General features: G+C 38.3%; 12 protein-coding genes. All 12 read right to left on the reverse strand.

Going from position 1 to position 13,769, the window contains the following annotated elements:
• Positions 1-57 precede the first annotated feature (57 nt).
• Positions 58-1,560 (reverse strand): restriction endonuclease subunit S, encoded by a 1,503-nt coding sequence (locus T375_RS07090; RefSeq protein ID WP_044936636.1) that lies wholly within the window; start codon positions 1,558-1,560, stop codon positions 58-60.
• A complete protein-coding gene (locus T375_RS07095; protein ID WP_044936837.1) occupies positions 1,557-3,032 on the reverse strand; it encodes a type I restriction-modification system subunit M in 1,476 nt (491 codons plus the stop codon). Before T375_RS07095 ends, T375_RS07090 begins: the two co-directional genes overlap by 4 nt.
• Positions 3,033-3,062: 30 nt before the next feature.
• Positions 3,063-3,392, reverse strand: coding sequence for a hypothetical protein (locus T375_RS07100; RefSeq protein WP_044936640.1), 330 nt, complete (start codon positions 3,390-3,392; stop codon positions 3,063-3,065).
• Entirely contained in the window at positions 3,392-5,737 is a 2,346-nt protein-coding gene (gene hsdR, locus T375_RS07105) for an EcoAI/FtnUII family type I restriction enzme subunit R (RefSeq protein WP_044936642.1), read from the reverse strand. The genes T375_RS07100 and hsdR overlap by 1 nt, the downstream gene beginning before the upstream one ends.
• A gap of 459 nt (positions 5,738-6,196) precedes the next feature.
• Positions 6,197-6,559, reverse strand: a complete 363-nt coding sequence (locus T375_RS07110) for a prepilin peptidase (RefSeq protein WP_242839272.1) — start codon at positions 6,557-6,559, stop codon at positions 6,197-6,199.
• A 160-nt stretch (positions 6,560-6,719) separates the two neighbouring features.
• Positions 6,720-7,196: a flagellar export chaperone FliS gene (locus tag T375_RS07115; RefSeq protein ID WP_044936647.1), complete on the reverse strand. Its 477-nt coding sequence runs from the start codon at positions 7,194-7,196 to the stop codon at positions 6,720-6,722.
• 40 nt (positions 7,197-7,236) lie between these two features.
• The gene (locus tag T375_RS07120; RefSeq protein WP_044936651.1) at positions 7,237-8,634 is read right to left on the reverse strand and encodes a flagellin N-terminal helical domain-containing protein; all 1,398 of its coding nucleotides are present in this window, start codon (positions 8,632-8,634) and stop codon (positions 7,237-7,239) included.
• A 216-nt stretch (positions 8,635-8,850) separates the two neighbouring features.
• Positions 8,851-11,808, reverse strand: a complete 2,958-nt coding sequence (locus tag T375_RS07125) for a DUF6240 domain-containing protein (RefSeq protein WP_044936654.1) — start codon at positions 11,806-11,808, stop codon at positions 8,851-8,853.
• A gap of 97 nt (positions 11,809-11,905) precedes the next feature.
• Positions 11,906-12,082 (reverse strand): hypothetical protein, encoded by a 177-nt coding sequence (locus tag T375_RS13570; protein WP_155952460.1) that lies wholly within the window; start codon positions 12,080-12,082, stop codon positions 11,906-11,908.
• Between the two features lie 148 nt (positions 12,083-12,230).
• Positions 12,231-12,404: a hypothetical protein gene (locus T375_RS13575; protein ID WP_155952462.1), complete on the reverse strand. Its 174-nt coding sequence runs from the start codon at positions 12,402-12,404 to the stop codon at positions 12,231-12,233.
• Between the two features lie 175 nt (positions 12,405-12,579).
• On the reverse strand, positions 12,580-13,062 hold the full coding sequence (locus tag T375_RS07130; RefSeq protein ID WP_044936656.1) for a hypothetical protein: 483 nt from the start codon (positions 13,060-13,062) through the stop codon (positions 12,580-12,582).
• Complete coding sequence (locus T375_RS07135; RefSeq protein WP_044936658.1) at positions 13,059-13,628, reverse strand: rod shape-determining protein; 570 nt, start codon at positions 13,626-13,628, stop codon at positions 13,059-13,061. Before T375_RS07135 ends, T375_RS07130 begins: the two co-directional genes overlap by 4 nt.
• Positions 13,629-13,769: the final 141 nt, after the last annotated feature.

The raw sequence follows: 13,769 nt of genomic DNA on the forward strand, positions 1-13,769 counted from the left end.
CTATTCTCCCTTAAATGATGAGCCTGTGATCAATTCACAGGCTCACTTATATGGCTTCTATCTTATTAATTTGTCACAATACGGCATTAATTCTTCTATCTTAGCAGCAATACGTTTTTGTTCATTGTACGGCGGAAGTGGCAGAATTATATTATTCATACTTCCTTGACTTATAGTATTCTGCCCAGCTGTTGTTTTTATTTCTGGATTCAATTGGCATCTAATAAAATGACTATTAAAAATATACTGTATATATTTAACATCAATAGAGGTCACCAAAGCATGCCCACAAAAAAGATGATCGCAGTATGATATCTCATTATCTCCATCATAAAGATATGCTCGACCAACTCTATCCCTTGTACCATTTACTCGTATAAAAATAAGATCATCCTTTTTTACAAGGTGAGAATTTTTTTCTTTCTCATCAATTCCCAACAATCTTACATCCGATGTATTCACCCTATCGTTTGACAAATCTGCTAGTCTCAGAACTGGGCACATAGGTTTTCCAAATTTACCTCTTGAAGCAAGACCATTTGTAAGTTTATAGATTTCTCCGAATCTTATCCACTTCCACGTCTCAGGAATATCAAATGGAATCTCATCCGCTGTAATCTCTGATAATGGCTTTTCTTTCTTTATCTTTCCTTCCTTAATCAGCTTCTGCTTTTCTTCCTGTATCTGCTGATACTGTTCTTCTGCGTTTCCTTCCTCCGTTCTCTGCTCTACCAATTTGCCCTGAATAGCATATTGTAGGATAGACTTTTTCATATCCTCCGGGAACTTGGCATTGAACTGTTCCAGCTTCTCATAAGCCTCGGCATAGCGGTCAACATACGGAAGAAGTTCCTCTATCTTGACAACGATACGATGCTGCTCTTGAAGCGGTGGTATTGGAACCAGCATATTCAAGACATGGCTCATTTTTAAATTTGCTTGTGCAGAACCACCGCCCTGATGTGATACATTATAGTGAAAATACTCTGTGTTAATTACGTAATACAAGTAGTACGTTATTTCATCAATAAAAGGTCTCATTTTTAGAACACGCTGATTTAGTAATGCGGGCTTATCACTCTCATAAACAGCAGTTTTCCCTAAAGGCTCTGGATTATCTGATTGCGAAGAAAGACACATTAACATATCTCCCTTTACAATTTTGCTCTCAAGCATTTTCTCAGTCGGATGTTCAATATAATCATTTCGAGGTTTCAACTGTACGCTCAACGACATTAGGTTTCCGCTCTTAATAACAGGCATACCTTTTTCATCTTTATTCATTTCCTCGGACTTATAGGCATATCCGTTTTGAACCTTAATCAGATCTCCCAATCTATACCATTTCCAGCTTTCAGGAATATCAAACGGTATCTCGTCCTCTGTAATTTCAGCAAGTGGCTTCTCTTTCTTTATTTTTCCTTCCTTGATCAGCCTCTGCTTTTCATCCTGTATCTCCTGATACAGTTCTTCAGCAGTACCTTCTTCCGATCTCTGCTCCACCAATTTACCCTTGATAGCCATCTGCAGAATACTTGCTTTTAACTGTTCTGGTGTCATTCAGTAATACCTCCAGGCAATAATGCTTCTAACTGTTCTAATACATGATCAATTTCCGCATTTAAAGCTGTTCTCTTTTCCTGATAATTTCTTATTGTATCAAGTGGATCAAGTATTTCTTCCTCTTCATGTGGATAACCACATAAGTCCAAATCACAAGCTCTTTCGTTGAGCAAATAATCAACCGAATATTTTTGTGCCTTTGGAGCATCATCAATTATGATTTCTTTTCTATCATTCCACCATTCAATACATTCCTCAAAATGTTTTAATTCCATAGGCTTCGTCTTAGAAAAATGCTTTCTATCAGATGGCATATCAAGTCTATAGAACCAAGTTTCCTCGGTTGGCTTTGTATTATCAAAGAACAAAAGATTTGTTGTAATTGATGTATATGGTGCAAATACAGAACCAGGCAATCTAATTACTGTATGCAGATTAAACTCTTTCAAAAGCTTTGTTTTGATTGCAGTCTTTGTATTGTCTGTGTTAAATAAAAATCCATCAGGCAAAACTACAGCTGCTTTTCCTTCTTTCTTCAACCTATACATAATTACAGACATAAACAAATCTGCTGTTTCTGAAGATGCCAAATCATCTGGGAAAAAGCCCTGAATAGATTTATCTTCATGTCCACCATAAGGTGGGTTCATAAGAATAACATCAAACTTATCATCATCTGTATAATCCAAAAGATTATGCTGCAAAGAATTCATGTGATAAATATTAGGTGTTTCAATATCATGTAAAAGCATATTGGTAACGCAAAGAAGATACGGGAAAGGCTTTTTCTCGATACCGTAAATACTGTCATCAAACTGCTTCTGTGCAGCTGTATCCTTTACTTGCTTCTGTAACTGCCCGAGCCATGATGTGATAAAGCCACCTGTACCGCAGGCAAAGTCAGCCATCTTTTCACCAAGTTTTGGCTGTATCATAAGAGCCATAAAATCTGTTACAGCACGGGGAGTATAGAACTCACCGGAAGATCCAGCAGCCTGTAAGTCACGAAGGATTTCCTCGTAAACAAAACCAAATGCATGACTTTCCTTTACGTCGTCAAACTCAATTTCATCAATAATATCAATGACCTGACGAAGATGTACACCATCCTTCATGTAGTTGTTTGCATCCTCGAAAGTAGACTTAACAATAGCCTTCTTAACGGGTGTATCTGGAGTTACTGGTAACTCCTTCAATGTTGGAAACAATGTATTATTTACAAAGTCCAAAAGTTTATCGCTAGTCATTGCATGACCATTATCATCTGCCTGCGCCCAATTTCGCCATCTACACTCCTCTGGTATGATAGATGTATAATTATCCTCATTTAATTCCCAATCATCTTCCTTGGCATCATACACCTTTAGAAAAAGCATCCATACCATCTGCTCGATTCTTTGAGCATCACCATTGATACCTGCGTCCATACGCATAATATCTCTTATTCTTTTTACAAAACCTGACTGCATTGCCACTGTTTCATTGTCCTCACTATTCTTTTAATAAAAATCATATCGTTCATTACATATATTCATAAATTTGATATCTGGAAAATTCAACTGACCTGGATATCCTCCACTGCACATTGCGTGTAGCTTTCCATCTCGAACTATAAATTCTTGATGATTTGTTTGATGTCCTCTCCCAGACTTAAAATGATAATATAAGCATTCATCTCCAATAGTTACATAACTACCATATCTACATGATTCCGCAATTTCATTTAATTCACTCTTTGAGACACCATAAAAATATTCTTCTTCAGCTTGATACTCTTCATAAGAATTATCATCTCCGGTATTATTAAATAAAAATCCAAATAAACCCATTATCCCATCTCCACATCGTAAATATTTTTTTCTAATTCATTCAAAGCCTTTTCATATTCAGATTTTCCACCAAATAACCTTACAATTTTTGAAGGCTTTCCATAGTTCGCAAAATCAGAAAGCTTTAATACATCCGTTCCTTCTATCTCAGCGATACCTTTGTTCATATACTTATCAAGTAGTATTTCTAAAACCGCTCTGGCATCGCCAGAATACTTTGAAAAGAAATCTCGTTTCTTTACGTTATTAGCCCTCTCTCTTCTGGTTAAAGGCTTTGCTCCATATGCCACATAACAGATAAAATCAAAATCATCAACCTCTTCCATGTTCTGTTCAGATTTAAGAGCATCCAAATCTATACCCATTTCTGCAAGAGATTCTTTAATTTTTTCTTTTTTATCAGATTCATTCCATTTCCGAATGAAATCAGACAGTGAAGCATACTCACCCTTTATATTAGTTTTTGTATAATCAATAATATTCTCACTCTTAAGTAACTTTCCGTTTATATCATAGACAAAAACCTGTTTATTTATAATCTTTACTCTACATCCATCTTTATCAACAATAGGAACCCCTAGTTTTTCTACGGGCTCAATTGGATTGTCGGTAGTGTATGGAGGCTTCTCATGAGGCTCTGTTCCACCATGATGGAAATGCTCATCCTGCTCTATTGGACCATCCCACTCTGGATCTGCAAAGAGTTTAGTAACCCCACGGAAGTCCATAACAGCAAAATGCGTCTTTCCTTCCTTTTCACGGATACGTGTTCCACGACCGATAATCTGCTTAAAGGTGGTCATGCTCTCGATATACTTATCCAGCACGATGAACTTAGTCATTTTACAGTCAGCACCGGTTGAAAGTAGCTCTGATGTTGTTGCAATGACCGGATATTCTGAGGATACAGATATAAAGTAGTCCAACTTGCTCTTTCCATAGGTATCAGAGCCTGTGATACGAACCACATAATCAGGGTTCTTTTCAACCATATCGTTATTAAGGTTCACCAAGGCAATACGCATACGTTCCGCAGCATCTTCAGTCGCACAGAATACTATGGTCTTTTGCATCCTGCCAGTAGCCTTTAGGTACTCTGTTATCTCGTTAGCAACCTCATTGATACGGTCTTCAAGGATAACACCATTCGGATAATCAAAATCACGATTATTATAGATTCGATCTGGGATTTCATTGCCATACAGGTCCGTCTGACCTTTATACGGTCTCCATCCGTCACTGATATCCAAAGTTACATTGATAACCTTGAACGGTGCAAGGAATCCGTCTTCGATACCCTGTTTCAAACTGTATGTATATACAGGATCTCCAAAGTAATCAATATTTGATACCTTCTCACTTTCCTTCGGAGTTGCAGTCATACCGATCTGTGTTGCTGTACTGAAGTATTCAAGGACTTTACGCCAGTTACTGTCTTCTTTGGCACTTCCTCTGTGGCACTCGTCCACGATAATTAGATCAAAATAACCTGTTGGTATCTGTCTGAAATGTTCTTCATCATTCTGACCAACCATCTGGTGATAAAGGGCAAAATTCACCTCATGTGATGATATCTTATTTAGGCAATCTTTATCTGAAAAATCCACCTTATAAATAGTCTTTTCCAACGGAGCGAAGTCCTGAAGGATACTCTGATCTACAAGGATATTTCTGTCCGCAAGATAAAGTATTCTCTTCTTGATGTCAGAACGAAGCAGTCTGTAAACAATCTGGAATGCAGTATATGTCTTTCCAGTTCCAGTAGCCATTACTAGAAGAAGTCTTTGTTGCCCTCTAGCAATAGCTTCAACAGTACGGTTTACAGCATTCCTCTGATAGTATCTTGGAGGATATGTATTTTGTGATGAATAATAAGGTTGATCCACTACCTTCTTTTCTGCGTCTGAATAACCTGCTCCACCATTGACCTCAGTATAAAACCTTTTAAATAGTTCTTCCTGTGTTGGGAACTGATCCAAAGGTATCTGTCTCTCTTTCCCAGTCAGAAAGTCATGCTCATAAAAAGCATCCCCGTTTGATGAATACGCAAACGGAATATCCATCATTTGTGCATAAGTTATAGCCTGCTGAAGACCAAAAGATACTGAATGATTATTATCCTTTGCTTCCACAACGGCGATTGGCTTGCCACTATTTAGGTATAATAAATAATCCGCAAACTTTGGCTTGCTACGGGCAACCATATTACCCTTAATATTTATTCTTCCGTCCGTGATCTTGGTCTCCATCGTAATATGACCAGACCATCCTGGTTGTATAGCTGGAGTTATGTAATTTAGTTTTATATCTTCTTCAGACATTTGCTTTTTTGATAATATAGCCATATTAAATACCCCTACTAGTGTTAATAATGCCCCTCTTTAATCTATTATACTATAATTGCTGTACCATATTTTTCACTTAGTTTATGTCCATAAATCACAAGGAAATTATATCATAAATCGTTTACGCTTTTATTCACGTATTCGAGATTTTCCATAAAAAAAGGTACGTCATAAAGTGACGTACCATCTCTCATTATATTGATTTTTACGAATCTATTTGTATATATTTAAACGCTCATTATCTAAAGCAATTATTTTTCTAATTTTATTTTTTATATTTTATCTCAATTTTTTTCAATTTTAGGTTTACATATCTTCCATAAACCTTATAAATTCAAGCATTTTCCCTTTTCCCCAATTATTCTTAGGTTTTTATTTCATAATTAATCTAATTCTTGTTTTTCTCCTACTTTCATTTATCAATTAGAAAAACTCTAGCCCTTAGTATTACTACATTCTTTAATAGGCTAATTTTCCTAATGTTTTTCTACCTTTCGCGATCCCAGCAAGAATCACGGAAGTGATCATCGTATTTACGGTAATGTCTGCACCCACCAGTGTTGCCATTACAGAAAACAATTTGATGTCACCAGCGCCAAGCTGTTTACCAAGAATATACAGCAGCGATAAACATGCTATTGGCCACATTGCTTTCATAAGGAAGTATGCAATTCCTATCCATCCATAGCTCAACAGGTTCACATAAATTCCTGCTAAGTAACCCAGGATGATTAGTTGATTTGGAATCCTGTACGACCTGGCATCAAACAGCGATGCCGACGTCAAAATGCTCCAGATCAAAAACGTACTCGTCTTTTTCACCTCCTGTCGACGCAACAGTATGCTCCGGATCCAAGAATAATTCCATAGCGTTTGACACTATGAAATTCGCTTGTATATTTTTAACAATAAATATATTTATAAAAAGCGCACAAAAAATGAGACCCTAGCGAACTAGAGTCTCATTTATTATTTACTACTGTTATGCCCAAAATCCTCTTCTTGCCTGGTTACCCATAACACTTTCATTCAAAGAATTTTTTCCATAAGTTATTCCTGCCATTACATGTTGTGTATTTTGCATAATCGGTGCGGACGTATCTTCCTTTGCCAACTGGTCAAAGGCATCTCCCAACTCATCCATCACCTTTTTTGCTTCTAATAATCCGTCAGCGTTTGCCTTGTATATGGACTTGGATACATTTCGCTGTACATAATCGTAAAGCGCGTACAGATTTCCACTTACCTTGTATTCAAAATTTAAATCTTTCTGGAGGTGACTTACAACTTCTGCGCACTTTTTAAGTGCTACGATTGCTTCTGTCACTTGGCCAGCTTCAAAATTGTCCAGCGCGTCTGTTTCATATTCTTCATATATATCATAAAGAATTGAAATCAATCCACATCCATTGCTGGAAGCTATTCTCAGGGTAAAAGCTGAAATCTTATCTCTGTTCATTTATTTCACTCCTATCAAAGGCAAACTGTTTCTCTAATTATCACTGAAGCAACTGTAATGCAAGTTGTGGTAACTCATTTGCCTGCGCAAGTGCAGATGTACCTGCCTGCTCTAATACGTTGAGCTTTGTGTACTCAACCATTGTTGTTGCCATATCAGCATCCTCTACTCGAGAAATAGCTGATGTCATGTTCTCTTCTGTTGTATCGAGAGATTTTGTTGTATGCTCAAGTCGGTTCTCATATGCACCAAGCTGAGATCTGACTGAGGTCACATAATTGAGAGCTGTGTCGAGAGAATCAAGTGCATCCTCTGGACCATTCACTCTTGTTACACTAAGGTCATCAATGTACATGAACTCTGTTGTAACTGCTGCAATTCTTACTTCCATGTTCTGGTTCTTATTTGCACCAACATGAAGTGTCATTGAGCCGATGTCTGTAACGTTGAATTCTATTTCTCCAACGTAACTAGCTTCTGCAAGGAAAGATAATTCGAATCCATCTACATCTGTAACAGTAATGTGATTTCCATCATATCCTGTAGTTGCCTGTGGTCCAAACATTGATGGTGATTCCTTTTTCAATTCCACAACAGCATCATCACCTACATTATGGATAATTGCTCCTTCCGTAATCTGGCCCTCAGGGAATCCTAATGCTACGGCAAATTCCTTTGAAGAAAATTCGATTTCCAAATCTGCCTTTGCACCATATTTTAATGAATAAATGCTGATGTTCTCATCTGGGTCAGAAATAGTTGCACTACCTTTTTCACAAGCATCTCGCATAGCTTCGTATACCGCTTCACGAGACATTCCCTCTGTGAATTCAACTCCGTATCCGTTAATATTCATTGTTCCAGCCATTGAAAGTGCTGTTGCACCTCCAAGCAATGGATTAACTCCACCTGCTGTTCCACGAGTTGCAGCTGATGTTATAGTCAATGTATATAATCCTGCTGGAACTGTGTTTGAAGTTTGCATACGAGTTGCATGCTCAGCATAAGTTCTATTATCAAGTGAACCATTTAATAGGTTGATTGTGTTGAACTCTGTTGTTTCTGCTACTCTATCAATTTCCTCTAAAAGAGAATCGATTTCTTTTTGAATTGTCTCTCGCTCTGAATCTGAGTTTGTGCCGTTTGCAGCCTGAACCGAAAGCTCTCTCATTCGCTGAATCATATCTGTTACTTCATTAAGAGCACCTTCAGCTGTTTGAAGTACTGAAATTCCATCGCTACTGTTTGTTGAAGCTTTATCTAATCCATCAATCTGTGCCTGCATTTTGCCCGCAATAGCAATACCAGATGGATCATCTGATGCATGATTAATGCTAAAGCCTGAACTTAACTTTTCCATTACATCTGCAAGGGAACTTTCTGTACCAAGAAGTTGGTTGTTGGTAATCACCGCTGACATGTTATTGTTAATTCTCATAGTTGCCTCCTAAATAGCCGTAATAAAGCAAGTCTAGCATCCGTGCGGTGTATTTGAAATTGTTAGGTCTTCCATGTCCTTACACATTTAATATCGGACGAGCCCCCTTAAACTTAACCCAATATATGCAACTTTTCAGGTATAAAAAATGCAAGACCTTGTATTTCAAGGCCTTGCATTCTATAGTTTCTCACTATTCATTTTTTATGGTTTCTTTTAAAACAATTCTGCAATTACATTTATATAGCCACGGGCGATGCTATAGAGAGCCTGTGTTTGGATTTCGTCCTGGCTAGCTTCGCCGGAAACGCCAGCTGCTGCTATTCCTTCATAATTTCCCTGCTCCATATTATAGATGTCAGCTGCGCTGAGTCCGAAGGACTGTGTGAAACTGAAGCTAAAAGCAAAGCCTGTTTCTTCCTGCATGATTTGTGCAATCATAGGTGCCTGGCTGGCAAACATTTCTCGCATCTGAGCAGTTTCACATTCTACTGTAGCACTAACTGAGCCTGCCTCATAGCGGAATGTAGTAGATACTGTGCCAGTTGTCTGAAGGTGGAGGGCCATCTGGATTAAACCGGATTCGCCGTCACCACGGACAATTTTCAGGTTCATATTGCCGGCCTCATCAGCAACCATAATAGGGATATGATATGTTTCACCTGTACGTGCCATTTCAGACATAACCTTTGTCTGCTGCACAACAAGCTTCATATTATCCATATCTACTGTGCGGACATCCTCTGTTTCAATCATGGTCTTCATTACATTCTCAGCCAAAGTTCCCAACGCTTCCTGAGCCTCTGCCATTTCCTCAGGTGTGTGGCAAGCATCAGCGAACCGTGAGTATGCCAATTCAATAATGTCGTCCACGTCCATGCTTTCAAGAGCGCCAAAAGTGGTGGCTGCTCTGCCAGTTGCCTTAGAGAATAAATCCTTGAATACCTGGCCATTGTTTTCAACCATTGCCTCAACTGCTGCAATCATGTTTGCAGAATGAGGTAGGTTGTATTCATCTAATATAGAAGAAACTTTTGCATCCTCCGCAATAGTTGTCTTTAACTGTTCTGTTACATAATTGTTGTAGGCCACTTCAGCCTGCTCGTCAGAAGTCTCTTCCATGGCAGTTGCAAACTGGTCTACATTCATTTCCATGATTTGCTCTTCGCCAAAGACGTGCATCTTTGCAGGAGTCATAGCTTCCTTAGCGTCGCGACAACGGTTTGTGAGGAAAACTTTCTCAATCTGTTCTGTAATAGAAAGATCCTTCACAACCATTTCGTCCAGCTGGCCAAACTTGTCGTCTATTTCATACTCTCTGCCTGTGTGCTTGCTTGAGCGAACAGCAGTCATAAGATTTCGTAATGTTACCTCTGTGCCCTGACTTATCAACGCACCGATGGCTGCGCCATCAGACTTTTCCACTTGATGAAGAAGTCTGTACACACCCACATAAGCATCTCTTTCTGCTTCAGAGATTTCCGCGTTGTGCTCTGCCTTCCAAAGGAACTTTGAAAAGCTTTCCTCATCAGAGGTGCTACCCATTTCAGCCTTAATGCTTTCTGCTTTTGCCTTAAGACTTTCCATAGTCATATCAAGAGGATTTTCTCCTCGCTTAATCATTTCTGCAACAACAGCTGGTGTCATGCTCTTGAATGTGCGAGCCACCATTTCTGTAGAAGCTTTCATTGTGGTAACAGACTCTGCTGTGATTTCCATTTTGTTGTAGGCAAGTACACGGACTGCCTTCTGACTATATTCTGTTGCCTCGATATCAAGATCTGCCAAAATGTCGTCCACATTCTGGAATGCCTTGTTCATGCTGTCACCAAGGTCTGTTCTTACCTCTGTTCCAACAGATTCATAAGTCATTTCCATGCGAGAATATTCGGCTGTAACCGACACGCTGACTTCATGTACGTAAGAGAATGTCTCTGCATTGATATTTGAAAATCTTCCAAGCATGGCAGCTGGCGCAGACTGGATGTCGTCCATCTCGTTCATTACCTGCTTGAACAGATTTACATTCGCATTTGTTGCTTCGTTATTTTCTGCCTTCATAAGAATCTGAAGGAGATTTGTTTCCTGTAATTTCAGCTTATCAAGGAGATCAGACAGGTCACTTGTGTTAACAGTTATGCCATTTTTCATCATTGTGAATGTGGCCTCAACTGTCATTGTGAGCTGGATTTCTGTAAGCTGACGCTGAGCAGTAATAGATGTAAGAGTGCTTGCATCCATTCCCATGACTTCTTCAAAAGTTTTCTTGGCCTGATCCATAAGGGAGTAGCCAGGGATAAGATATGCGTCAGTTGGCTCTTTGCCTTCTGCCACGATATCATCTATCGCATTTACGATATTTTCTTCCGATGGTTTTTCGTACTCGCCTAGCTCAACCATGTACTCAAGATGCTCCTTTGTGATTGGAACATCTTGCTTGAGCATGGTTGCCACAGTATCTTTCAATTCCTGTGGTGTCATAGGTTTCTGCGCAGACTCGGTTAACTCACCTTCGACTTGTTCTATAAGTGAATCCAGTTTATCTCCTAAATCTTCTAGCAGACTAATTATGTCTTCGTCGGTTGGCTCCGATGTTCCCTTTGGACCTGTTGGTGCCGAATATGTGGCGTTGTAGATATTTGTGATGGTTGGCTCAAGCTCGTTCTTTACAAGATATGCCTGTGCTTCCACTGGCAAAGTATCTGAAAGTCCGCGAGTCATTTCAACTGCCTGTGCCACTGAGCCGGTCATTGCCTGAATCTCGTCCTGGTCCAGGCCACCCATTTTGCTGATGTCTTTTCCAGCTTTGGCAAGATTCATTTTAATTTCGTCCACAACAGTGACGAGAGCCTCTGGCTCCATGTCCATTGGATTGTGTCCGTCTTCGCGAGCTTTTGCTGTGGCTTCCTCGTCCCAGCCGCGCTCGATATTTTTCACCTTATCAACTGTAGACATGCCAAGAGCTGATGCCTCATTTACCTCCTTGGTAAAATCTTCATCAGTCATTTTTCCTCTATTATCATAGAATGCGTTGTCTACTGAAAGTGTTCTTAATTCTGTATTAAAATTTGCTTTGTTATCGTCCTTGATACCGCTGGTGCCTACGCCAAATCCCTGGTCTGAAGCACCTTCTGTTTTGATGTAATCCGTTACCTTGAGTCCTTCAATTTGCATATAGTTCCTCCGCGGTAATTTTTCTTACAATCTTTATTTCGGACGAGTTGTAAAAAAAATTAATGCCGAGGATTTTTTCCTCGGCATCTAATCTATATTATGAACAATTTACACTCATTGCTACGCTGGGCACCGGCTGGCTGACGCCCTTGTAATTATCATAAACATTTTTCAAATCCGCTGCTAAAAAACCTGGAAAACAAGCACAAAGTGTGTCGAAATCCATGCCACAGCTACACATTGCCTCTACGGCTCTCAAATCCTGTTCCTTCATACCGGTACCTCCCATTACATTTCTAGATACAATATCTAGCACTAACTTGAGTACTAGTATAACAATATCTTGTGAAAAAACAATGTTATTTTTCATAACCAAATCAATAAAAAAGCTCCCATTACCTGGGAGCCTGTTGGCAATCACATTATGAACAATTAGCTTCTTTTATCATTATGTTTTCCACGTTGATTAATCTGTAATCTGAATAACCTGTGTTCTCTGTTGTCTTCTTGTAACCTGGAAAGCATTTGCAAATTGAATCAAAATCCATTTCATTCTCTAATAATAATTGTAATGCCCTTAAGTCTTGTACTTTCATGTCTCGTCTTTCTTCCTCCCCGAAGGTTCTTCTTTCCGAAGAACTACTACGGGAGCTAGTTTAACAATAGAATGTGAAAAAGCTATGACCAAACTTTTTAAAATTTATGATTCTTTTAAAGTAATTTTTTCTTCAGCATCTGCAAGATACCATGATAGATTCCCTGTTCTTTCACCTATTGCCCCCAATAAATATCAAAGTCTTCCATAGGTCCTTTATAAAAAGTTCTTATTTTTTTACTATCTACATTTATTACTTTGTAGTAATAAGTATTATCATCTGTTGAAGCTCCTTCTCCCCAGGCTTCAACTTCTTTGTAGAGAATATATTCTTTATCAGGTGAATAACATGCTTGCGATATCCAGTTCTCATCATCAACCATCTCTTCAACTTGAGAAATTATATTACTATCATAATTATCACCATATTCATATGATTCTATTTCTTTTAGTCCCCAAATTCTCCTTTGATATGAGTTCTGACTATCATACAGTACAATATTTTCAAAACCATTTATGAACAGATAGCTTTGGTTAAAGTCCAGATGATAGTTTATAACTAAAAAGAACCATATTATCCACACAGGAACACATAAAATTAAACTCACCACGACTCCAAATATAATGGCTCTACTAATTAATTCCTGTCTACTTATCATTCTCCCTCGCATCCCCATCGCTTTAAATCTTTCTTTAGCTCCTGTTCTGCATATCTTGCATATTCTCTAAGATCTTTCTTACCGATTTCAAAAGCACAATCTATTTTTCCATGAACTTCCTCTGAACTCCAGATAGCTTCCTCAGGAGACATACCACCAAGATTTGTTTCAGAAGTAATTATTATTACATTCGCATAACCCAGAAAGGCCATTAAATCCATGTAGATTTTTTTATCCACTTCTGAACATGGCTCATGCAAGAATAGTAAAATCTTATTAGATCTCTTAAATAAGCGTGGCTTGCCGTTAGTCTTTTTGATATAAATTCTATGTAAATATTTGAAGAAATTTTCTGCTGCTGTGTAATCAACAACTCGGCCTAGTTTAATTGGTATACATGGTTCCGATTCCAGCTCACTCCTACCAATATATTGCATACATTCATTGCCCAAACAAGCAATTTTTCCATTTTCTCTAAACATTAGTAAACAGCATTTTTCTTCATGTATGGACCTTGTCTTATAATCATAAATCTTTACGTCTGCTGCTGAATCAAAATTTCCCATTACAAATCGTCTCCTGTTTCATGTGTTTAGTAATCCAATTGTTAAGTGAAAAATTACATTTTATAGATTTCACTTAAAAACTGGGAGAGCAGTTAAGTGAATATATAAAATTTAAAAATAAACTTAAAATAAGTTAAATAG

The sequence above is a fragment of the Pseudobutyrivibrio sp. LB2011 genome (assembly GCF_000701765.1).
GTDB lineage: Bacteria > Bacillota > Clostridia > Lachnospirales > Lachnospiraceae > Pseudobutyrivibrio > Pseudobutyrivibrio ruminis.

Coding starts and splice junctions, on each gene's coding strand:
- T375_RS07090 (WP_044936636.1), bottom strand. CDS start 1,560: ATGACACCAGAACAGTTAAAAGCAAGTATTCTGCAGATGGCTATCAAG.
- T375_RS07095 (WP_044936837.1), bottom strand. CDS start 3,032: ATGCAGTCAGGTTTTGTAAAAAGAATAAGAGATATTATGCGTATGGAC.
- T375_RS07100 (WP_044936640.1), bottom strand. CDS start 3,392: ATGGGTTTATTTGGATTTTTATTTAATAATACCGGAGATGATAATTCT.
- hsdR (WP_044936642.1), bottom strand. CDS start 5,737: ATGGCTATATTATCAAAAAAGCAAATGTCTGAAGAAGATATAAAACTA.
- T375_RS07115 (WP_044936647.1), bottom strand. CDS start 7,196: ATGAACAGAGATAAGATTTCAGCTTTTACCCTGAGAATAGCTTCCAGC.
- T375_RS07120 (WP_044936651.1), bottom strand. CDS start 8,634: ATGAGAATTAACAATAACATGTCAGCGGTGATTACCAACAACCAACTT.
- T375_RS07125 (WP_044936654.1), bottom strand. CDS start 11,808: ATGCAAATTGAAGGACTCAAGGTAACGGATTACATCAAAACAGAAGGT.
- T375_RS13570 (WP_155952460.1), bottom strand. CDS start 12,082: ATGAAGGAACAGGATTTGAGAGCCGTAGAGGCAATGTGTAGCTGTGGC.
- T375_RS13575 (WP_155952462.1), bottom strand. CDS start 12,404: ATGAAAGTACAAGACTTAAGGGCATTACAATTATTATTAGAGAATGAA.
- T375_RS07130 (WP_044936656.1), bottom strand. CDS start 13,062: ATGATAAGTAGACAGGAATTAATTAGTAGAGCCATTATATTTGGAGTC.
- T375_RS07135 (WP_044936658.1), bottom strand. CDS start 13,628: ATGGGAAATTTTGATTCAGCAGCAGACGTAAAGATTTATGATTATAAG.